This window comes from Bradyrhizobium sp. IAR9 (assembly GCF_013408065.1).
Taxonomy (GTDB): domain Bacteria; phylum Pseudomonadota; class Alphaproteobacteria; order Rhizobiales; family Xanthobacteraceae; genus Bradyrhizobium.
Genome location: NZ_JACBZW010000011.1, coordinates 176,486 through 199,138 on the forward strand (window position 1 = coordinate 176,486; position 22,653 = coordinate 199,138).

Sequence of the window (22,653 nt, forward strand, 5' to 3'; positions counted from 1 at the left end):
GCCACGATTGGACCCACGGCGGGCATACTGTTTGAAACGTCGATGTCGGCTTTGCGCTGTTTAGGGAACGTGGACCGCGCGGCGCCAGGAGGCGCACCTAGCTTCAACGAAATTGGAACAATGTCGGGGCGATCTGATTGGAAATTGTTGCGGCTGATGAGAGAGAGAAGGAAGTATTCCTGGACGAGTGTCTTTATCGGTAAGGAGCAGCAAATGGATGACGAGCGAAAATCATCAAAGGCGGGGGAACGGGCCGCCGAAGGCTTGCGCGAGGCAACTGCCAAGGAAGAAGCGAAAAACGAGAGCAAGACGGGGCACGATCTAGCCAAGGGCGCTGATCGCTTCGAAGAACGCTCGAAAAGCTCCGATGGTAAAAGCGCAGAAGAAAAACAAAAGGGGTAAATGAAAGAGCAGACCCGGCCGGCGTTTCCGAGCGGATCTCCGCAACGACGCTGGAGGACTTTACTCACGAGGGCTACATGCGCCGTCGCCAACTTCTCGTTCTCATATTTGGGCTTGAGAATGAGGCAATCCCCTCGAGAAGCGCGCCTAAACATTCCCCGAAGATCGGCTGCCGCGGAGACCTCTCCCGTACCTTTTGATGGGGCCGAAGCTGACGTCGCGCCTCCGACCTCGATGTTCGCTCCCGGCGAAGTGAAGTGGGCAGGACAGGTTGGGATTCCTTTCTTGCCCTTAGCCGAACCGGGCCGGAGGCATTCGCAATGTCGGTTTTGGGAGACAGAACGGACGGGGGCTAGGGCTTTCTGACCGCCGCGTGTGACCCTCAGCGGAAGTCGCTACTGGGCACATGCGTAGTGCGGCGTCGCTGCTATTGATCTAAGTCAATTATCACCCATCCTTTGGCTTCAAACTGTTAAGGTCGTCCTCTCCCTCCCGATCCTGCAGAAGGCCTCCTGAAGGTTCGGCGCCAAAGTGAGAGATTGCTCATGATAACAATCCCAGAACTGACGTCCCAGGCTCTTGGTGCGTTCCTGATCTCGGAGACAAGCGGTCGCTTCGGCTCGTCCCACGCCAGCTTGCCGGAATTGCTGCCCTATGCAGCAAAGCTGGCCCTGGAATGTATTGGTAACAGCGATGCACTCTACCACAACGTCGAGCACACCTTGTTGGTCACGTTGGTGGGGCATGACATCCTGATCGGGCGCTCCCTGCTTAGGCCAACGACGGCTAGCGACTATGCTCACTTCATCCTGGCGTGCCTGCTTCACGATATTGGCTACGTTCGGGGAATAGTTCACGGAGACCAGGACGGTGCCTATGTGGTTGATGGTACCGGCCGAACGGTTGAGTTACCGATCGGCTCTTCTGATGCAGCGCTTGCGCCGTATCATGTCGACCGTTCAAAATTATTCGCCATGGAGCGTCTCGACGCAGTTGACGAAATTGACGCTGCTCGCGTTACCCAAGCCATCGAATACACTCGTTTTCCTTATGCAGACGCATCAGCGAACGAACTCAAGGATGATCTTGACGAAGAGGAAGGTTTGTTGCTTCGCGCCGCCGACCTGATCGGTCAGCTCGGCGACCCGAATTACATGAAGAAATCAAATGCGCTGTTCTACGAGTTCGAGGAGATAGGACTCAACAAGTCGCTCGGATACACCACACCCGCGGACGTGGTGTACAAATATCCTCAGTTCTACTGGACCAAGGTCGCACCGCACGTCCAAACTGCCATCCGCTATTTGAATGTAACCTCGAGCGGAAGACAATGGATCGGCAGTCTCTATGGCAACATCCTTCGCGCTGAGCGAGAGGTGGGACTTTCTGGTCCGGAGCTATAGGCGTTCCAATACTGTGATTTCGGGTTGATTCCGATCAATCCTCCGACGCTCAGAACTGACGATAGCTGACATAGCCGGCGGCTCTAGGCGCGTGCTGACGGCCGTTGTCGTTTGGCCGAAAGTCCGCAGTGACCAATATTGTTGAATTAGTAGTCCCCGAGCGATCTTGAGCGCAGCGCGGCTGACCTACAGCCCAAAGCCTCGGCCAATCTCCCGCGCAAGCTTGAGCGCGGCGTCGGTATTGCGACCATAGAAGAACGCTCGATCAAGCTGCGAAAAGATGCCCATTCCAAATAGCGCGATGGCAATGCCTCTAAACATGGTTGTGGACCGGGTTGAACGATGCAGCGAAAGTTCAAAACGGCCCCAGCCGCAGGTTGGGAGAAACAGCCGGGGCCGACATTCCCATTCCGTGTGCCGTAATCAGCGGTAATCGGCACGCTCCCAGCAAGCCATAAGAAAGCTAACGAACTCTTTCTCCCGCCGCGGTCCGGGCGCGCCCACGCGTTGAGGTTGGATCAATGTGAAGCGCAGCGTGGGCACTCCCCCTCTGCTGCTTTGCTGAGCTGCCGTGCGATCTCTTGCCTGAGGTCTTGCGTTTCCCAGTTCGCGGCATCGCTCCTAACGATCGGGATGGCAGGCTCTCACCTTGATGCTGCAAGCCCCCTCGGGCCAGCCTTGGCCCCTTGGGGGCTGGAGGGGACAGTGCGGGGCCAAGGCGGTCCGACGGATGGCGCTGAGGAGCGCCACGCAATTGAGGCTAGTCCCAGTCGGCGAAATCGCTGTGTTCACTTGTGACCGGGACAGCTATTTGTAATGTTCCAACAAAGGAACATGGCGGCTGGCTATGAGACATGCAGGCCCAGTCTGAGAAGCTTCGCCGAGGCGCCGCTGAGTGCGCCCTTATTCGCGACTTGGCGACTGATCCCAAGAAGCGCGAGCTGTTTGCCAGATTGGCTGAACACCTTGACGTGCTTGCATCGGCAGTGGAGCAAGTTATTGCCGGCAGCGGTGGTACCGACATCGCTATGACACATCAAAAGCAGCCATGCGGGATCGTCACGACGCGCTGCCCGGATGGGCTGGCACCGTGAAGTGGAAAGTCGCGCCATGGGGCGCATTGGAGGTCACCCACAGGCGCCCGGAATGCGCTTCGATGATCGAGCGGCAGATCGACAGTCCCATCCCCAGACCGCCAGGCTTCGTCGTGTAGAAGGGGTCGAAGATGCGCTTGAGAGCGTCCGGGGCCAATCCTGGTCCCGAATCCTTCACCGCGACGATAATGCCGTCAGATTCGGCCCTAGCGGTCGTAATGAGCACGCTTCGCGATCCCCTCGCGACCGTGCCCATGGCTTGGATGGCATTGACCATCAGGTTGAGGATCACTTGCTGCAATTGGACGCGATCACCTTCGACGAGTGGCAAACCGTCTCCGAGTTCCGTCTGCATCGCGACGTCGTTCTTCACCGCTTCGCTGCGGGCGAGCTCGACCACGTCCCGGATCGCCTCGTTGATATCCAGGCGATCCTTCAGTGGCGGTGCTTTTTTGATGAGATCACGTATGCGCCCGATGATGTCGCGGGCTCGATCAGTGTCGTTCACAACATAACTGAGCGTATCCCTGGCTCTCCCGACATCCGGCGGGTTTCTGTCCAAGAAATGCAGGGCGGCATCGGCATTCATCGATGCGCCAGCGATCGGTTGGCTTACTTCATGGGCGATCGAGGCCGTGAGCTCACCCATGGTGGCGAGGCGGCTCGCATGCGCCAATTCCCTTTGCACCTCCCGCAAGGTCTCTTCGGCTCGCTTGCGCTCGGTGATGTCCCGTCCGACGCCGCGGTAACCGATGAAGCGCCCTGCATTGTCGAGGACCGGCAGTCCCGAGATGGACACGTAGCGTTTGCCGCCGTCAGGCGTAGGCCTCGCCAGCTCGAAATCACGGAACGGCAGGTGGGCATCGAGAGTCTCCCGGTGCTTGCGCCAGGCCTCCGCGTCGGGCTCCAAATAGGGCACTTCCCACCGCGTCTTCCCAATTTCAGAGCCAAGCGCCGGCGCGTCGGCAAGACCCTCGCCGAACTCCTGGCGGGTGAAGCGATGCTGCGTATCGGATTCCCAGTATACGTCGAAGGAGAATTGTACAAGGGTGCGAAAGCGCTCCTCGCTCTGCCGCAGAGCCTCTTCCGACCGCTTGCGCTCCGTCAGGTCGACGACAAAAGAGACGCCGTAATCTCGTCGCTCGTCGAATGCAGCCATGCCGATCAACACGGGCACGCGGCTGCCGTCCTTGCGGAAATATTCCTTCTCGAACGGCTGCACGCTCCCCATCATCTTTAGCTCCGGGATCCACAATCGCATGTGGCGGTCGAGCCACTCCGGCGGTGTAAGGTCAGTCCAGCGTAGGGGGCCCGAAATGAGATCCTCGCGATCGTATCCCACGATGCGGAGAAACGCATCATTCGCCTCCAGAATCCGACCTCCAAGCTCCCAGATGATAATCCCGATGATGTTGGCCTCGACCAGGCGCCGAATCCTAGCCTCGCGTTCTGCGAGATCCTGGTACAAGTGAGCGTTCTCCAGCGCGATTGCCGCCTGCGAGGCGAGCAGCTTTAGCACCGCGATCCGACCCGGCGCGAAGACGTGCGCAGCCAGATTGTTTTCCAGGTACAGCACGCCGATGAAATTGGCATGAGCGATCACCGGCAGGCCGAGCACGGAGCGCGCTTGGCGCTGAACGATGTAGGGATCCGCTGAAAACGGTTTCTGGGCTGCGGCATCATCGAGAATGATGCTCTCCCGCGTACGCAAGATGTAGTTGAGGATCGCCTCCGGCAGGAGCGCTGCAGTCACGGGCTCGTCGCGCAGCTGCACGACGACCGTGTCGCCGTCGGTGGTCGCTTCGGCGGCAATTCGCAACTCGGTCCCGTGCGACAGAACCAACAGGCCGCGCTCGGCGCCCGCGTGCTCGATAGCGGTGCGCATGACGGTGATGAGCAGCTTCTCCCGGACGATTGCGCCCGAGACCGCTTGCGACAACTTGATGACGGTGGCGAGGTCGAGCTGCTCCAGGGGGGTCTCGATCGTGCTCGTCGGGCCGGGCGCCGCTGTTTCCTCTGCCAGGTGGGCATAGACGCGGTCGAGTTGCCGCACCTTGCCATCAGCACCCCACCGCAAATAAGCGCGCCGAGCGTCGGCCAAGTACGCTCGAGCGATTCTCTCAAACCCGCGCGCCGCGTAGAAGCGTGCGGCGAGTTCGTTGGCAAGCGCGTCGTTTTGAACAAAGCCATTGGCGCGGGCCGAGCGGATAGCGTGTTCATAGAGGCGCTCGGCATCGAGCTCGCGGCCCTCCAAGCGGGCGACCTCTGCTTCGACAAGCGCAGCGCGATTCTCGAAATTCTCCGGACAATTCTTTGCCCAGATTTGGATCTGTCGCCGGTGCACCGCCAGTGCCGCGAGGTACTCCCGGTGCTGGGCAGGCGCGGCGGAGGCGCAGGCCATCGCGACGGACAATGCACCATAGAATTCGTATTCGGCAGTTTCGAGTTGCGATATAGACGTCCACAGCAGCCGCTGCGCCCTTTGTGACGCCTCAATCGAAGCCGCGTAGTCGCCTGCAAAAAAGCGCGCCTGCTGCTTTCGGATCCAATACCAGCAGTCCGCTCGCATGAGGTTGGCATTCTCGGCGAACCGGCGCTCCGTCTGAACCTCTTCAAACTGCTCATCGTCGAAGGAGCCGAATTTCGACGTCAGCCCCCGTAGGGTTCGGATGAGCTGCAGTTGGCTGACGACAACGTCAACGACCAGCCCGAACTGTGCCGTTTTCGCAAACGCGAGGCCACTCTCGACTTCGCGTTGCACCTCGGCGAGCGGGTCACCAGCCGCGAGCAGATTCGAATTCAGATTGACGCGGGCGTACGCGGCGAACGTGAGATCACCGGTTTTGTTTGCGACGTCGAAAGCCCGAAGCAGCGAATCACGCGCACTCCGGACATGTCGCGTCCATGGCGCGAGGTGCGCTCCGAAGAGCATGTAGGTCTGCGCATGAAATCGCGTCAATCCGCGCCGTTCGACCAATTCATATCCGAGCAGACCAAATCCAAATCCCGCCTCGTAGTCGCCGAAGCGAGGACCGGCAATCATCCCAAGCCTCATATAGGCGACGCACGAGGCATCGCAGTTTCCGTGTTCAAGGCTGAGATTAACCGCTCGACAAACGGTCAAGGAAAAGAGGTTCAAATCCGTGAATAGTGCAGGCGGCAGCAGCCTGGTCAGCACGCCCAGAGTCGCGAGAGACACCGGATCACTCATTAAGGGCAGATCGATCAGAGCTTCGATACGGCGCCCGGCAAGTTGGGAGCGGACGCGGTCGTATTCACCTCGCGCCTCCTCCTCCGTCGGATGGGGTGACCAGTCGATGGTCAGGTGGCGGAGGTAATCGAGAGCAACAGCAATTGCATCGCTACTCCGATCGAGCCTCGTGTACAGGTCAATGCGCAGGCATGAGACCGTGGCTAACTCGACAGGCCCGGCCGCACGGGCTGAGAGAGCCATCAGGCGTCGCTCCGCTTCCGCCAGCGCGCCGGTCAGAAACTCGCATTCTGCCCGGTTGATCTCCAGGGAGAAGGCCAGTTCATGCCTGCTCTCCCAGCAATCCTCCAGCAACAGGGCCGCGCCGGCTTTGAGATAAGTCAGTGCCGAGACATAGGCGGTGGACGCTTTGGCGCGCTTGGCTGCGAGCAGGTTGAGCTCGGTCAGCTTCGCTCGTTCGTCTCGTGAGGTGATCAACGCAACGCCGCGGTTGAGCTGATTGACAATGTCGAAGATCACGTCCCCGTGCTGTTCTGTGGGAGTATTCGCCACGAGCAGCCGGCCGATGGCGAGATGGGCTTCCGCACGCTCGGCTTCCGGTTTGCTTGAATAGGCGGCTTCCTGCACCCGGTCGTGGGTGAATCTGTAATACCCTTGCCGTCGCTCGACCAGCTCCTCGTGCGCGGCTTCCCACAGCGCTGCGTCGACTTCAGCCGCCGATCTTCCCAGAACAAGGGCCAACAGCGTGATCGTGGCGCTGTTACCGAGACAGGCGAGCTGCTGCAACGCTGCCTGCGTGTCGGCCGGAAGGCGCGCGAGTTTGCCGACCATGAGGTCCACCACATTGTCGGTATAGCCCTTGGCGCGAATGAGATCGAGATCCCACGTCCAGCACGACGACGTATGATCGAACGCAAGCAAACGCTCCTCAACGAGCTCGTAAAGAAACTGGATGGCGAAGAACGGATTGCCGCCCGCTTTCTCCTGCACTACCTGCACCAGGGACGCGGCATAACTCGGCTCGCAACGCAACGAGTCGGCGATCAGCTGCCCGACATGCTCGGTGGCAAGCGGCGCTAGCGCGATCTCCTCAACGATGCCGCTGCAATTTTTTATGGCGGCGATTTTGCGCCGCAGAGGATGCGCGGCGTCGACCTCGTTATCGCGGTAAGCGCCGATCATCAGCAGATGGCTCACATCCGCCTGAGTCATTAGATCCTCAAGCAGGTCCAGCGTCGCCGAGTCTAGCCATTGCAGGTCGTCGAGGAATAGCGCCAGTGGATGCTCCGCTCGCGCGAACACGCCGATGAACTGCCGCACCACTTGGTGGAAGCGCCTTTGCGCATCCTGCGGAGCCAGGTCGGGTACCCGCGGCGGCTCGCCGATGATGAGCCTCAGCTCGGGGACGAGGTCCACCAATAGCCCGCCGTTCGGGCCTAACGCCCTGTGCAGGGCATCGCGCCAGGGCGCCAGCTCGACCTCACTCTTCGCCAGAAGGCCCCGGAGCAGGCTGCGGAACGCCTGCGCCAGTGTGGCATAGGGAATGTCGCGTTTGTATTGGTCGAATTTGCCGTCGGCGAACAGGCCGCGCGAGGGCACCAGCACCTTGTGCAGCTCGTTGACGACAGCTGACTTGCCGATGCCGGCGTATCCCGAGACCAACACCAGCGCAGGCGTGCTGCCCTGGACCATGCGGTCGAAGGCCGCGAGCAAGACTTCGATGTCTCGCGCGCGCCCATAGAGCGTCTCGGGGATGAGCAGCCGGTCCGGGATGTCGCGCTCGCCCAGGGGGAAGTCGTCGATCCCCTGCCGAGCCTCCCAGGCGGCGAGGCAGCGCCGGAGATCGCTCTCCAGACCGGCCGCAGTCTGATAGCGCTCCTCGGCGGTCTTGGCGAGCAGCTTCATGATCATTGCCGAAAGGAAATTGGGCACTTGCTTCCAACGCTCGGCGGGCGGCACAGGCCTCCTGGCGATATGGCAGTGCACCCATTCCATCGGATCGGCTGCGGTAAAGGGGGGCGCGCCGGCGAGCATCTGATAGAAGGTGACGCCCAGCGCGTATAGATCACTGCGCGCGTCGATCGAGCGGTTCATTCGTCCGGTCTGCTCGGGTGCCATATAGGCGAGGGTGCCCGCGATGGTTTCAGGCGGTTCGGGTGATTGGCGCTCGCGCGGGAGTCGCGAGGCAATGCCGAAACCCGTGAGTCTGACTTCGCCGGTCGCGCTATTCACGATGATGTTGTGCGGCTTGATGTCTTTGTGCACGAGCCCGCGCTGATGGACCTTGCCAAGAGCCGCCGTGATGTGGACGGCGAGACGCAAGAATGTTCCCACTTGCATGGGCGCTTGGAGCTGGCGCTCCAGCGGCTCGCCGCCGGGATCCTCGAGCAGCAGCACGGGCCGGCTGCCCTCACTGACAAGTTCGAGCGGCCGCAAGGCCCACGCGCTGTCGAGTTCGTCCTTTAGTGCATATTCGTGAGCCAGGCGATCCCGGCTCGTTGATGGGGCATGCTCGGCGGGAAGCACGGCCAGCACAGTTTTGCGGCCACCATCGGAGCCTTGGCGCGATGCCCGGCAAAAGATGCGGTCGTCGTCCTCCCATAACGCCTGGAAGTCGCTGTCCATGCGCGCCGAACCGAAAGACTGGGTTCAACTGCTGGCCTCTACGGAACCCGATGTCGGGTGGCGAGATACCTGTTGAGCTAGTTGAATAAAATCGAGCTTGCCACAGATGGAGCGGCGTGGCCAGCCGAGCTAAGCTCGCCTACAACGGAGCGGTCCTGAATTCTGGCTGCCGATCAGGTGCGGCATCGGTCGAACGCGGACAGGCGTTCTGTCTTGCAATAGATCGATGAAATTCGTCCGATCGTCATTTTTTCAGAAGTAACCCCATTTCTCGCGCCATCCGCTTGACTGAGCCGACATGCCGGCGAAGGGCTGCGGCAATCTCCGCCGCGCCGTACCGCCGGCGGCTCATTACCGAAAGTTTCCTGCGTTCGAGGTCGCTCCATTCCTTCGGCTTCGATGCTTTCATGTTGTCATGTTGCCGCAGGCCCGAGGCAGGCGACATTGGGAAATTTACGGGTGCCATGTGTGGATCGTCGAGGAGCGCCTGTCAGTATTCCGGCGGTAATCGGCGTGGGTGGAATGGCGGCTTAGCTTCGCGATCCGTTAGGATTTCGCTGGTGGGCGCATGGAGTCTGACAGACGTGCTTCCCTAACGCTAATCCGCACGCTCCTATTGACTCGCATCACGAATGGGCAAATCCTTTCAACAACGGCAATTGCCATCGCCCATTTCAGCACTACCGACTTCGGCGCCCCAACTTTTATCAGCGCCATCCGAGCAAATTTGTTCTGAACAGAAACGGAGGGGCCGATGCGCGCGCTCGCCTTGAGAACCGTCTCTCTTCTCGCCGTCGCTACCTTGGGCTCGATCTCAGCCACGCCTGCCGCCCGCGCGGAAGACGGGACCGACGAGCAGTTTGGCAAGGTTCACTTCCAGACCTCCTGCAACGAGGTGGCACAACGGCGCTTTGACCGCGGGATGCGCTATCAGCATTCGTTCTGGTACCGCCCCGCGAAAGAGATTTTCGAGGAGACGTTGCAGGCCGATCCGGAATGCGCGATCGCCTATTGGGGCATTGGCTTGAGCCTGCTGTACAATCCGCATTTTCCCGCGCCGAAGGAGAACCTCACCGAGGGCCTGGCCGCGCTGCAGAAGGCCAGGGCACTCGGCGCCAAGAGCGAACGCGAGCGCGACTATATCGACGCGCTGCTCGCGTTCTATTCGGGCGACGAAACGACGACGTTTGGCCAGCGCGCACAGGCCTATCTCAAGGCAACCGAAGCCGTCGCCGCGCGCTATCCCGACGATGACGAGGCGCAGATCGCCTACGCCATCACGCTGAACGTCACGGCGTCGCCAAACGACAAGACTTATGCCAACCAGCTCAAGGGCGCTGCCATCCTGGAGCCGATTTTCAAGCGACAGCCGCGGCACCCCGGCGTGGCGCATTACCTGATCCACCTCTACGACTATCCGGCGATCGCAGAACAAGGTCTCGACGCTGCCAAGCGCTATTCCGAGATCGCGCCGGCGGCGCCGCACGCTTTGCATATGCCCTCGCACATCTTCACGCGCGTCGGCCACTGGAACGAATCCATCGAGGCCAATAGCCGTTCCGCCAAGGCTGCCAAGGAGGGCAAGGACCCCAGCGAGCAGCTGCATGCCGACGACTACATGGTCTACGCTCTGCTCCAGCTCGCGCAGGATAGCCGAGCCCGCGACGTCATCGCGGATATGGTTGCGACGACGGGCTTTGCGCCCGCCGTCCGCGCCGGTCCCTACGCGATAGCGGCCAGCCAGGCGCGCTACATGGTCGAGCGCGGCGATTGGCAGGGCGCGGCCGCACTGAAGGCCGAGCCGAGCCGGTTTGCCTATGTCGATGCGATCACCTGTTTCGCCCGCGCTCTTGGCGCCGCGCGCTCCGGCAATGCAGACGCCGCGACGGCGGACATCGCCAAACTGGCGGAGCTGCGGGACAAGCTGCAGCGGGACAAAGATGCCTATTGGGCGGAGATCGTCGACATTCAGCGGCAGGTCGCCACCGCCTGGCAGCTCAATGCCCAGGGAAAACAGGCCGAGGCGTTGGAAGCGATGCGCCTCGCCGCCGATGCCGAAGACAAGACCGAAAAATCCATCGTGACGCCGGGACCGCTTGCCCCAGCACGCGAGCTTTACGGGACCATGCTGCTCGAACGCGGCATGGCGACGGAGGCATTGGTTGCGTTCGAAAGTACCATGCGCAAGGAGCCGAACCGATTTGGCGCGACGATCGGCGCCGCTCACGCCGCCGAGAAGGCGGGTGACCTTGTGAAGGCCCGTCAATACTACGGGAAAGTCGTCGACGTGGCGCGCAATGGCGACTCCTCGCGGGAGGACCTCGCGGCCGCACGGAAGTTCATGGCTCAGAATTAGCAAGAGTGACGCGGCAGGCTACCATGCGCCTGACAACCAAATTCGTTGCGATCAGCGCAGCCTCCGCGCTGCTGTGCGCAGCCGCCGCGATCTGGATATTGCGATCCGGCGAACCGGCGCGCGCAACAGCGGCATCCGGCGAGGTCCGCCCGGTGTGGACGGAAATCGACTGGCCCTTCAGCGCAGATCCCTGGGGCAAAGGAAAGGCGTTCCGCTGCAAGGCCGGGGATTGCGGGGGCGAGGTCCAGCTCTACGTTCGCGCCAAGCTCGGCTTTTGCAATTGCGCTACTGGCGTCGCCGACGATGGCGACCTCGAGCAAATGGGCGACCTGACGCTGATTGGCAAGGCAACGCCGCTCGGTGCCGGCCGAGAGATCAACGTCGGTCCGATGCGCGGCCGCAGTCGGGCCTATCGCCTTGAAGGAAATCGCAACGCAGCGCTCTCACTCGCCTTCAATCAGCGCTGCGACATGGTGGCAGCGACGGCTTTGGTTGGACCGGGCGCGCCCGCGTCACTGGAGCCGGCGGTGCTGGCGTTCCTCAATAGCGACCGCATGTTGAAATGGGCCGAGATCGCGCTTGGCTTGTAAGTCAGAGCGATTCGGCTTCCGTCGTTCGCAGAACCGACGACCTTCCGCTCACCGAGCGCCCTGCGGTCAGCGGTGCGACACTGCTGTGCCACATCTTTGACCCAAATCCGCAGGTGCGGAGTTCTTGGTGGAGGCAGAGGCGCTAGCTCCGTCGTCCAGGGAGAATAGCGTCTCGGCCGCGCTCGCGAAAAGGAGCTGCCGTAGCGGAGCCCCGATAGAAAACGGCCTCGACATCCACCCTACCAGGACGCCGAGGCCGTCAGGCCCTGAGCGCGTTGGCAACGCTCGGAGCGGTCACAGCCTAGTCCGGCGCAAAACTCGGGTCTGTGCGGTTTCGAACATTCGTGCGCGCTGACGGCGCCGTGTCCACAGACACGGATGGCTGAACCGTACGGCCTGTGGCCAGCCGCTGGCACCGGATCGATCGGCGGCGGCTAGGACAGGATGACCGGGGTGGTCGCGAAACCCCGGTCCAGCTCCTCAGGCGGCACCGTCCGAAACTGCGGCCGGAGACTCTGATGTGGTCCAACGGCGAGATGGCTACATATCGCACGGTGAATAGCGACTGGTTGGCAATGAAGAAGAGCCAATAGCGCGTTTCGGTAGTTGAATCATGCGCGATTCGAACAACGAGTCTATAGTTCGCGCCGAGCATTAGTCTAGAACCCCGGGCCGAAACAACATGAAGGACCTCAGGCGACGATTAGAGAAACTCCGCTCTGACGCCAGAGAATTCGCCCTGATGAGTCAGCGGGCAACGGACGTAGAAAAGCGCGAGCTGTTTAAGCGCTTGGCGGAAGAACTTGCCATAGAAGCTCTTGAGCTTGAGCAGATCGTGAAACAAAAAGGGCAATCCGATCCCAGCGCGAGGTCGTGGAATTGCGCCGTCCGGAGCGGAAGCGCGGCTGATACGCTTGTCTTCCTTATCCGCCCCCGCGCACATAACGATGCTTGAGCACATAGCTCCGTCGAATCGACGGTTGCTGCGCCGCCGGCGCTGGCGCCCAAGGCGGAATAGGTCTGCTGCTGCCCCGGTTGGCACAACGGAAGAGTCCGTGCATCACACGACACGGGCTGGCGCGCGGTAGCATCATCGGCGAAATCGTACGCGAGAGTAGGCCAGTCCACGAAGTCTAATGCTGTCTTTGTTCCAGCTCTTTGAGCAAGGCGTGGAGAAACGCGCTGGCATGGTCGTGATTTGCATTGTCGTCCGCCACGCCGCGCGCGTATGGACTGAGCACGCTGCCGACAATTTCCGGTCCAGCTGCCTCAATGCGCTCTGACCAATGATCGAGGAGATCATCGGAAGTGTCTCGGCCGGAGGTAAGTAGCTTCAGCAGCCGAGGTGCACGATCGTGCTGCTTGCCAGGTCGGCCCGCGCATGCATAGAGCGCGAACAAGCTTCGGAAATCATCGCGGGATATTGCTCGCATGAACGTCCTTCGATGTGAAAACAATGCTCAGCAAATCACAGTGCCAGTATGCGCGTTTTCCAGCCATCAGATATATAACGAAAGTGCTAGGTTGCCTGTCGATTCAGATCCAGGCTGGGTCCGGTGGTCGCAACTTAAGCGACCACCGGGTTTCACCGCGCTGATATCACTGGATGTCAGTTTTTCTGCTTTGGCCGCACGTGTCCGTTCGGTTTACGACTCTCGTTTTGTCTGGCAGCCAAATGTAGCGCGGGCGCAACACCCTGTTGCTTCGCCTGGTCTTGCAGAATGGTCGCCATCTGGCTTTGAGGCTCGTGGGTCCTCGGACAAAAATCGGATCACCACAAAATCAACCTGAAGAAGCCGCTGAAGGATGGGCGCCACGCAGCGGCAACTCTGGTTCGGCCTCCGTATAATTGCGGGCGGCGCTCGCTTTGCGTTGGGCTGTGGTTTGCGCAACAGCAAAGCGCATCACACCGAATTCGGGACACGCGAAATGGTTCGTTAGCTTTCCTGTGGCTAGCTGGGTGCGTGCCGATTACCGCCGATTGCGGCACATTGGAATGGGAATGCCGGCCCCGGCTGTTTTGCCCCATCCTGCAGCTGGGGCCGTTTTGAACTTTCGCAGCATCGTTCAAACCCGGTCTACAACCATGCTTAGAGGCCTTGCTATCGCGCTATTTGGAATGGGCATCTTTTCGCAGCTCGATCGCGCGCTGTTCTATGGCCGCCATACTGACGCCGCGCTCAGGCTGATCCGGGAGATTGGCCGAGGCTTTGGACTGTAGCACCTGCCACATTGTGGAGCGCGGTCGAGGCGGTCCACGGAGCGATGGTGCGGTATTTCTTTGGTGTGTGCGGCGTTCAGCAGGCGCCCGAGCCGCACGGCTCTAACCTCAGTTGATGATGCGGCTCCCAGCCGCCGGCATGCCGGGATACGGGCGAATGTTCGGTGTGCCCGCCAATTCGCTTTGATCAATCCGGACGAAGGCGTGTAGTACGGCGCATTCGTCTTCGGATCAGGCGGGCGCTCCACGCTAGTGATCAATTGCCGCCCGGCTGGCGGCGTGAGCACGCCAGTGCTGCTTTTTCAAAGATGCTTGAATGCGGTGAAGTGAGTGCGCCGTTTTGTCAGCGATAGCGAACAAGGGACGCAGCGCTTCAAACATGACGACCGCCGTGCATCGTCGAACGATGGCACTCGATCACAGGCTTCTTTAGGGTTGTTCGATCAAGGGAGAGTTGCACCGCCCATCGCAACGCCACGGCCGACGCAACGGACTCGTCGCCTCATCGGTGATGGAGATGCTTCTATTTTTCTGAACGAAGCGTCCGCTTCCCCGTCACGTCGCAGCAAGCTATCGTGCAAGTGGTTCAGTCCCGAGACTCCAACGAGAGATAGGCCTTTGTCGCGCACAGCGACCTGATCCAAGTCCAAATCCGGCTTTCGGAGCGCCTATCTTCGTCGTACGATGCATCCCCCCAAAGCTCGGGGTGAACACGAGATGGCGCGAATTCCTCGGGGTGCAACGGTGCCCTGTTCGTCCCACTGGTTCTGACGCAATCCGCGGGGATTGAACAGCAAGTCGGCCAGCTCGATCGCACGTGCCGTCTCTTAGTCCGCCAGCGGATTGCTGTGATCAATTGGACCTGAGTGCATCTGCCCGTATCCATCTAGCGATCTTAGATCCAGAGATCAAAAGTCAGTTTCGATAGACGAAGCATTTGCCTAGTCCAGGACGTGGACGATGTCCAATCCTCGATCATTAGCTCCCGAGACAAATTCTAGCCGAGGTGTCAGCTACGTCGGTAGTCTGGTCGCAATCGGCGCCATCTATCTCGTCTTGGCCAAAGGTGGGCTCGCTCTCGCGTCCATTCATCCCAGTTCAACGCCAATTTGGCCGCCGACAGGTGTCGCGCTGGCGGCGGTGCTGTTGGGGGGATATCGGACCTGGCCAGCAATTTTTGCGGGAGCGTTGATCGCAAATGCGACGACGGCGGGCTCGGTTGCTACCGCAATCGCGATTGCGGCCGGTAATGCTCTCGAAGCGGTTGTCGGCGCTTATCTCATTAATCGGTGGTCGAGCGGATGTAACACGTTTTCAACCCCCGATTCTGTCGCAAAGTTTGCTGTGATCTGCGTCGTCATCGCGACGCCGATCAGCGCCAGCATTGGACTGACCAGTCTGACAATCTTCGGGTACATCGAACAGAAGAGTTTCGCCGACGCGTGGATCACCTGGTGGCTGGGAGATGTGACAGGCGCACTGGTCATTACTCCCGTTATCGTGCTTTGGGCATCAAGCCGCTATCATGACTTCCAACGCCATGCGCTTCCGGAGACGGTCGGCGTCCTCACGACAGCGGCGGTTGTTGGACTCATTGCTTTCAGCCCTTTGATCGAGCAAACGCCCGGCCGAGATCCACTGGGTTTTCTGGCGATCTTGCCAATGTTGTGGGCGGCGCTGCGCCGCGGTCCACGCGATACCGCGACGGTCGCCCTGATGCTTGCGGGCATCACGATCTGGGGCACGCTCACGGGCGGCGGCCCGTTCACAACTACGGACCTTAACGCATCGTTCCTGCTGGTGTTGATGTTCTTGATCAGCATTACCGTTCCAAGCTTGTTGCTGAGCGCCGATGTCGAGGTGCGCAAGAAAGCGGAGGAGCGTTTGCGCCGCGCGCGCGCCGAACTCGAGCAGAAGGTCGCAGAGCGAACGCAAGAGCTGGAGCTCGCCAGTGCCGCAAAATCACGCTTTTTTGCCATGGCAAGCCATGATTTGCGGCAACCGTTACATGCATTAGGGCTGTTTGTTGCCCAGCTGCGCACGCCGCTCGAACCGGGGGAGAGGGCGAGGACGATCGAGCGGGTCGACGCAACGCGCAAGGAAATGGACGAAATGTTCAATTCGCTGCTGGACATTTCGAGAATCGATGCCGGGATGCTTAACCCTTACATTACCGAATTCCCGATCGGGCGCCTGTTGCAGAAAAGTGAGACGGCGTTTGATCAGGCGACGCGTGAAAAAGGCTTGCGCTTACGCGTCAGGCCAAGTGAGGCCTGGGTGCGGAGCGACGCCATGCTGCTCGAACGCATACTCCTGAATCTGGTGTCCAATGCTGTACGCTATACGTTGCAGGGCGGGATCCTGGTCGGATGCCGTCGGCGCGGTGAAATGCTGCGCATCGAAGTATACGATACCGGTCCCGGCATTCCCGAGGATCAAAAGCAGAATATCTTTGGCGAGTTTTTTCAAGTTCCTGCTCCGGAGCAGAACCGGTCCGGCGGCCTGGGGCTCGGCCTTGCCATTGTCGACAGGCTTCGCTTGCTTCTCAACCATCCCATTGAGCTCGCTTCGACTGTGGGTCGCGGTTCGCGATTCACGATCCTGGTTCCGAAGGTCGACGAATGCGTCAGAGCCGCAGCGCCCGCCGACTTACCACACCCCGGTGCTTTTGCAGTCGACGGCAAGGCAATTCTTGTTATTGCCGATACTCCCATCGTGCAGGAGGGAACGGGCGGATTGCTCAGCAAATGGGGATGTTCGGTTCTTGCCGCCGGATCCGACGAAGCCGCACTGGTTCGACTTGCTGAGCGCGAACAACGCCCCGACCTCATCATCTCGGACTATCATCTCGCACGCGGGAAGACCGGAATCAGGGCAATTGAACAAATCAATGCGGCGTTTGGCTCGTCAATTCCTGCCATTCTCATCAGCGGCGATACAGCAGCTGAACCACTGCGGGACGCCAAGGATAGAGGATACGTTTTGCTGCATAAGCCGGTTGACCCAATGCAGCTCCGCGCCGTCATGCACAAGCTGTTTAGGGATCACGATGGTGGGAGAGACGCTGGGGCAGTTTCATGATCCAGATTTCGGCGGCCACTCCCAGCCCATTTTTCCGACCTTTATGATGGCCTCGGTGCGCGTCGCTACGCCGAGCGTCTTGAGAACGACCGTGATGTGATTCTTCACCGTAGGCACTGCCATATTGAGTATCGTGGCAATGACCTTGTTGCTCTTCCCCTTCATCAGGAGCGCAAGCACTTCAATCTGCCGATCGGTCAACCCGAGCCCCTTGAGCGAGTCGGGCGCCACTGGCTTGTTTGCATGCCGTGGGCCCGCTGTCTTCTCCAGTATCTCCAACGGGATGTAAACTCCGCCGGAGAACACCAATTCAATAGCCTTGAGCATCACCTCGCGTTCCGTGGTTTTCGGAATGAAACCCAGCGCGCCGAATTTGAAGGCGCGCCTGACTGTGTCTTGATCATCGGAGGACGAGAGAATGACGACAGCAGTCCTCGCATAGCGATCGCGCAGTTCGCAAAGGACGGAGAAGCCGTCGCGATCAGGCAAATTGATATCAAGCAAAATGAGGCTGATGTCGGGATGCTCCTCGACGATGTGCATGGCCTCTCGGCCGCTCGAAGCTTCGAATATGACGGCTTCTCGCTTTAGTTGCTTGAGGACAGCGTGCAGCGCGGCCCGAATCAATGCGTGATCGTCAACAACAAGCACCTTCATAAAAAAGCTCTCCGTCTTCTGGCCGCCCGGAGATCAATAGAAAATCATACACCCACCTTCGAAATCGTCCATCTTCCATCTCGTCTCGGGCCGGCGGTTCGCCTTCAGGTAAGAAGGGAGCTGACTACGTGAAGCGCGCAGCTCGCGGGGCCCCTTGGTCCATGCGAGCGATGAATTGCTCATTATGTGTCTGACCGAGGTCAAACGGACGGCAGGACGGACGGTACCTTGGTCATAGGACCTAGGCACCTCTCTGTACCGACCTCCGGCCGATTTACAGGCTGCGGCGCTTGCACGATGATGACGATAGTCAGCCACCTCCCCAGAGGGTTGTGCGCAGCCCGGCGATATCATCATTGTCGCAATTGCTGTCGTGGCCGGGTGGGTGTGAAGCAATTCCGGACTGCGGTGCTGTCAGAACCCCGCAGCGTGCTTTTTGTTACATTCAGTTCCTCTCGCTCGTTCCTCTCGAAGCCTGCGCGTACCCTGGACGAGGCAAGCCAATGCAGGATCGCACCGCATCCCCGAAGCTATTTGCGGGCGCTCTGCCGGAGCTCAAAGTCAACAGCCGCGACCTTCGCATTGATGCCTGCCGCGGCATCGCGCTCTGGTGCATCTTTCTTGATCATGTTCCCAATAACATTGGAAGTTGGCTGACGCTACGGAACTACGGCTTCAGCGATGCCGCGGAAGTGTTCATGTTCGTCTCGGGAGTGACCTGCGCGCTGGCCTACGGCAAAGTGCGGAGTTGCGAGGGGTGGACCAGCGTGATCCGCCGGACCCTGCGGCGAAGTTGGGACATCTATGTCGCATTTCTGCTGCTGACGCTCGCCTGCGCCATCTTGGTCCACCTCGCAGGCGGGGACCGTCTTGCTGATGAGAGCAATACGCGGATTCTGTTGGACCAGCCGGGCTCGGCGCTCGCCCACGCAGCGATCCTGCAATACCGTCCGGTCAATACCGACGTATTGCCGATCTTCGTGCTTCTCCACCTCTTTTTCGCGCCGTTGCTGTGGTTGCTGCTCCGAATGCCGAACGTGACGCTTGGCGCCTCGCTGGCGCTTTATGCGCTGGTGCAAATGTTCGGCTGGTCCATGCCGGCGTGGCCGAGCGGCCATTGGGCTTTCAATCCACTGGCCTGGCAGTTATTGGCGGTTCTTGGTGCGTGGATGATAATCGAGGGCGAAAGAGTGCGCCCCTGGCTAACGTCTCGCACGGTGCTCGTGCCTGCCGCTCTCTATCTGATCTTCAGCCTCGTCATCGCATTGAGCTGGAGAGTCAAGCCGTTGGAAGCGTTGATCCCGCAGGGGCTGACCAAATTGGCTTACCCGCTAGACAAATCCAATCTCGATCCGTTGCGTCTATTGCATTTCTTGGCTCTAGCGGTTGTGGCGGTATGGTTCGTGCCACCCAATCGGCAAGCATTGACGAGTGCGGTGATGCGCGGCGCCATCCTCTGTGGCAAGCACTCGTTGCCAATCTTCTGCCTCGGCGTCCTGCTGACGCTCGCTAGCCTCCTGGCGCTGCTCGACATATCGGAAGGGCTTGCGATGCAGATCACGCTCAGTGTTGGTGGGATCCTCATGATGATCGTGGCAGCGACGCTGCTGAACTTGGTCAAGATCACGCCCAGGCTGCAGCCGTCTGTTGCTCTGGCTGCGGGCGTGCCCGTCCAGCCGGACGCCTGGGGCACCGTTGGCTGGCGCCCCTTGGAGGCGTTTCGCCGAGGACTGCGCGAGCTCGGATGGGCCGGCCGCCGGAATCCCGTCATCAATTGCTGGTTCGCGGATAAGCAATCCCACCGGGTGTACCAGGTGTTTGGCCTCGCAGACGGATTATTACGGCCGAAGGCGAATGTCATCGCGGCGTCGCCGACGCCTGCAGCGAGGAATGCAACAGCGCCCATTGCATCGGCGGAATATGGCTTTTGACACATCGGCACGGAAAAGTTCCGGCAGACCTCGAGCCGCTCAGAGAGATCACCGGGAGGTGAAGGACCGCGTTTCCTCGCAGCGTGAGGCGGAATGTTTCAGCAACGGGAATCGTACGGTTCGGTCGCCATTTGGCGTTCCGCCGTGCTGCTCATGCATCGAGCCATGTCCCCAAGGTCACAGCACGCACCCGCAGCGGGCAGATTGAGCATAGGCCAAGAGCCGAAAGTCAGCTTTAGCATGCGCTGTGCAAAAGCGGTCGATGATTGGGGTCACCTTGTCACTGTAGCCGCGTTGCCAGTGTCCGAGCCCGTGCAGAGCGCTCTCCTGACAGGTAATCGAGTTGAGGTGAAGGATGCGCTCCATCGTGCGGAGCGCGCAATCGTGGAGAGTTGGCAGGTGCGGATCGTCGGCAAGAGCCAAGCACGGAAATGCGTCCCACCACATATAACAGACACAGTTTAGCGTCCCGGCATCGGCTTCGCTCAGGTGGGACAAACTGGGGGTGCACCGCGATTCGAACAATTTGGCAAAGAGTTCTGCGATGGACTTGACGCAGCGGATACGATCTTTGATGGGCACATCAGTTGAACAAAGCCATCTGTTATCGCCGCTTGCGCTGGTATTGACAAGGTAGGTTAAGCCTTGTGCGATTTGGCTGTCAGCAAATCCCTCTAGCGCGGTCTGCGGGTCTTCAAACAGCCGAGCGAGATAAGACACGGCTTCTGCTGGTGGCGGGTCCCACCAATCATGCTCGGGATCGAAGTACCAAGGTGCTTGCTGGATGCGAACCTCGCGTCCAAATGCGTGCTCCAGCCAATCATGAAACGAGAGCGTTTGCAGGCGCATCACAAACGCCGCCTCCCCGGAGGCATGAAACTCCCTAATGCTATGCCAGGTCCGGGATCACGCCAAGGCGCGAAATTTTCAGGCAAATGCCTCCTTGCGATCAATAGATGGATGAGATCGGTTCTTCACCTTGGGCCGATCGGCCAATTCGCCCATTCAGGCAGCTGCTGATCAGTATCCCCGCTCGCGCGGCGCAAGGGGAGGCGCGCCACTGAAGTCCGCCGGATACACTTCCCTGCTCACGGCCATGCGAGTCCCTGTTCGCCAGCGAAAATTCCCTGCTCCGATGAGGCCGGGACGCTCGGGATTTCTAGCAATTTAAGGTGCTTCTCGCCAATTGTCGTTGCCAAGGCGGGGCCTGCGGTGGGCGTTTTCCCTGTAAATTTCCCTGTTCGCAGGGAATTGGCGCGTTCGTGTTTGCCGCGGATGATGGCTGACACGCGCGGTTCAGGACCTCGGTCACGGTCCCGAGCTGGACGATGCAAATCAAGCGAGTTGAGAAACAAGCGTGACCAGCTCCGACTGGCGGTGCGCGCCCGTCTTCGAGAAGATCGACTTGAGGTGGTTGCGGGCGGTTTCGCGCGAGATGCGCAGGTGCTCGGAAGCGCTGGCGAGCGATGCGCCGGTTGCAAGCAGGGCGGCCAAGCGGGATTCCGCCGGGGTGAGATCGAAGGCCTGGCCGATCAGCGCCGGGTCCGGCGCCGGACGTGGGATGAGGTTGGACAGGATCAGCATGGCGCGGGCTCCGAGGAAGACGGAGCGCGCCGCCCCGTCCACCGGCAGGATCCGCAAGACGACCGGTGGCTTTGTCGTCCGGCGGATCAGGATCGGAGAGGCGGGGACAGTGGAAGCGTCCGGCGTGGAGCGCACCGCGCTGATCAGCTGATCGAGCCTTGTCATCGCATGCTTGTCGCGAAGGATGAGGCGCCGCTCCCTGATGCGGATCTCGTTGTCGAATCCCGTTTCGGCTGCCGCGTTGGTGCGCAGGACCATTCCTTCCCGATTGAGGATCAACGCGGGCTGTCGGACCCGGTCCAGAACATCGGTCATCGCGGTGAGTGCGGCCCTGCCGACGACCGTCGCGAGCGTGGCCGTCTCGGTCAGGCGCGGCGCCAATTGGGCAAGCAGTTGCTTGTCGGCGGCCTCGAATGCGCCTTCGCGGCCGGTTCGCTGGATCGTCAATGCCCACGCTGCGCTGTCAGCCCAAAAGCCAATGCCGGCAAACCACCGATATCCGGATGGAAACAGCAACTCGTTGTACATGGGATCGGCGCGAATCTGCTCCGGGGTCATCACATCGAGGTCGGTCACGACCTCGCCCGCCATCATGCGCGGAAAAGCCTTGGCGCGCGGGTCCCTCAGGTGCCAGTTATTCCTGAAGTAGAGCTCGGTGGCCTCAGCAATCGACGCCGTGCGCGGAACGTCCGGGGTCCGGATATCGCTTTGAAGGAGTAGGGCCGCCGACGCGCCCACCGCCTTGCAGATGTCATCCATGATGTCGCGCCATGCTTCCGGATTCACGGCGGCTTCGCCAAGTCGATTGAAGACCTTCGACAGCTCCGCATCGTCGATTTTGTCGACTTTCAAGCGCGGCCCCCTCCGCCTAACCCCACGCATTTCGTTGCGAGCCCGCATGCATCCTTGCTGCATGCATGCAAGTCCCCCGACATTTGGGGCCCGGAATGCGTTTCCCTGACCGGCGATGCTTCGTGAGGAGGCGGCTCGAAGCAAGCCCCCCTTGCCTGTTTTTCCTGAAAAATCGCACTTGACGAAAGTCTGGCGGATGGCTGCGGCAGGCGGCGGGGCCTGGACCGGAATGACCCATTCGGGTCATGCGTCCAGATGTGCCGGCGCTATTCCATGGAAGAGAAATATTTGCCGCACCAGGAATTGAGATGACATTGCCTTGCTTGAGTCAGTCGGATCTCGACGACGGCTTTCGGATCCCGATATCGATCTGTGGGGATATCAGTGCGCGTCAGAGTGTCGCAGTATGTGTTGCCCGGCGCGGCGCGAATTGTTCAGCTGCGCTATCAACGGTCGCAATCCATTTTCTCGGCAGCTTAAGCGATCTGGTCAAGGCCAGCCGGGGAGGCAAGGCGATCGCTTCATTCCATCCCGTATTGTGTTGCAATTCGGCAGAGTTTCGATCCTCTGGTTTGCCGAAATCGGGCGCAATCGCAAACCTGGAACGCGCGCTTTCTCGGCTGCGCAGTTCGATTCACACTGCGCT

The 22,653-nt window shown here is 60.2% G+C and carries 14 protein-coding genes; 7 read left to right on the forward strand and 7 right to left on the reverse strand.

Features of this window, described 5'->3' with window-relative positions; translation table 11 throughout:
• Positions 1 to 213 precede the first annotated feature (213 nt).
• Positions 214 to 402 (forward strand): hypothetical protein, encoded by a 189-nt coding sequence (locus tag GGD67_RS26775; RefSeq protein ID WP_179737013.1) that lies wholly within the window; start codon positions 214 to 216, stop codon positions 400 to 402.
• 545 nt (positions 403 to 947) lie between these two features.
• Complete coding sequence (locus GGD67_RS26780) at positions 948 to 1,805, forward strand: HD domain-containing protein (protein WP_179737015.1); 858 nt, start codon at positions 948 to 950, stop codon at positions 1,803 to 1,805.
• A gap of 1,059 nt (positions 1,806 to 2,864) precedes the next feature.
• Here the strand turns inward: GGD67_RS26780 and GGD67_RS26785 are convergent.
• Positions 2,865 to 8,735 (reverse strand): AAA family ATPase, encoded by a 5,871-nt coding sequence (locus GGD67_RS26785; RefSeq protein WP_179737017.1) that lies wholly within the window; start codon positions 8,733 to 8,735, stop codon positions 2,865 to 2,867.
• Positions 8,736 to 8,979: 244 nt separating this feature from the next.
• Positions 8,980 to 9,201, reverse strand: a complete 222-nt coding sequence (locus tag GGD67_RS26790; RefSeq protein ID WP_179737019.1) for a hypothetical protein — start codon at positions 9,199 to 9,201, stop codon at positions 8,980 to 8,982.
• A gap of 288 nt (positions 9,202 to 9,489) precedes the next feature.
• On the opposite strand from GGD67_RS26790, the gene GGD67_RS26795 reads away from it, so the two are divergent.
• The 3 genes from GGD67_RS26795 (at position 9,490) to GGD67_RS26805 (ending at position 12,636) form a co-directional block, all read left to right on the forward strand.
• Entirely contained in the window at positions 9,490 to 11,091 is a 1,602-nt protein-coding gene (locus tag GGD67_RS26795) for a hypothetical protein (RefSeq protein ID WP_179737021.1), read from the forward strand.
• A gap of 23 nt (positions 11,092 to 11,114) precedes the next feature.
• Positions 11,115 to 11,681 (forward strand): hypothetical protein, encoded by a 567-nt coding sequence (locus tag GGD67_RS26800; protein WP_179737023.1) that lies wholly within the window; start codon positions 11,115 to 11,117, stop codon positions 11,679 to 11,681.
• 682 nt (positions 11,682 to 12,363) lie between these two features.
• Complete coding sequence (locus GGD67_RS26805; protein WP_246790862.1) at positions 12,364 to 12,636, forward strand: hypothetical protein; 273 nt, start codon at positions 12,364 to 12,366, stop codon at positions 12,634 to 12,636.
• A 178-nt stretch (positions 12,637 to 12,814) separates the two neighbouring features.
• Here GGD67_RS26805 and GGD67_RS26810 read toward each other — a convergent pair whose 3' ends face one another.
• Both GGD67_RS26810 and GGD67_RS39800 read right to left on the reverse strand, forming a co-directional pair.
• Positions 12,815 to 13,114 (reverse strand): hypothetical protein, encoded by a 300-nt coding sequence (locus GGD67_RS26810; protein WP_210286647.1) that lies wholly within the window; start codon positions 13,112 to 13,114, stop codon positions 12,815 to 12,817.
• Positions 13,115 to 14,151: 1,037 nt separating this feature from the next.
• Positions 14,152 to 14,283: a hypothetical protein gene (locus GGD67_RS39800; protein ID WP_283814147.1), complete on the reverse strand. Its 132-nt coding sequence runs from the start codon at positions 14,281 to 14,283 to the stop codon at positions 14,152 to 14,154.
• A 579-nt stretch (positions 14,284 to 14,862) separates the two neighbouring features.
• Between GGD67_RS39800 and GGD67_RS26815 the strand changes: the two genes are divergently transcribed.
• A complete protein-coding gene (locus GGD67_RS26815) occupies positions 14,863 to 16,983 on the forward strand; it encodes an MASE1 domain-containing protein (protein ID WP_179737027.1) in 2,121 nt (706 codons plus the stop codon).
• On the opposite strand, the gene GGD67_RS26820 is transcribed toward GGD67_RS26815, so the two are convergent.
• The gene (locus tag GGD67_RS26820) at positions 16,978 to 17,640 is read right to left on the reverse strand and encodes a response regulator transcription factor (RefSeq protein WP_091956184.1); all 663 of its coding nucleotides are present in this window, start codon (positions 17,638 to 17,640) and stop codon (positions 16,978 to 16,980) included. The two genes, GGD67_RS26815 and GGD67_RS26820, sit on opposite strands and share 6 nt — an antisense overlap.
• 503 nt (positions 17,641 to 18,143) lie before the next feature.
• On the opposite strand from GGD67_RS26820, the gene opgC reads away from it, so the two are divergent.
• On the forward strand, positions 18,144 to 19,571 hold the full coding sequence (gene opgC / locus GGD67_RS26825; RefSeq protein ID WP_179737029.1) for an OpgC domain-containing protein: 1,428 nt from the start codon (positions 18,144 to 18,146) through the stop codon (positions 19,569 to 19,571).
• A 177-nt stretch (positions 19,572 to 19,748) separates the two neighbouring features.
• Here the strand turns inward: opgC and GGD67_RS26830 are convergent, their stop codons facing one another.
• On the reverse strand, positions 19,749 to 20,420 hold the full coding sequence (locus GGD67_RS26830; RefSeq protein ID WP_179737031.1) for a hypothetical protein: 672 nt from the start codon (positions 20,418 to 20,420) through the stop codon (positions 19,749 to 19,751).
• Positions 20,421 to 20,906: 486 nt separating this feature from the next.
• Positions 20,907 to 22,007, reverse strand: coding sequence for a helix-turn-helix transcriptional regulator (locus GGD67_RS26835; RefSeq protein WP_179737033.1), 1,101 nt, complete (start codon positions 22,005 to 22,007; stop codon positions 20,907 to 20,909).
• Positions 22,008 to 22,653 lie beyond the last annotated feature (646 nt).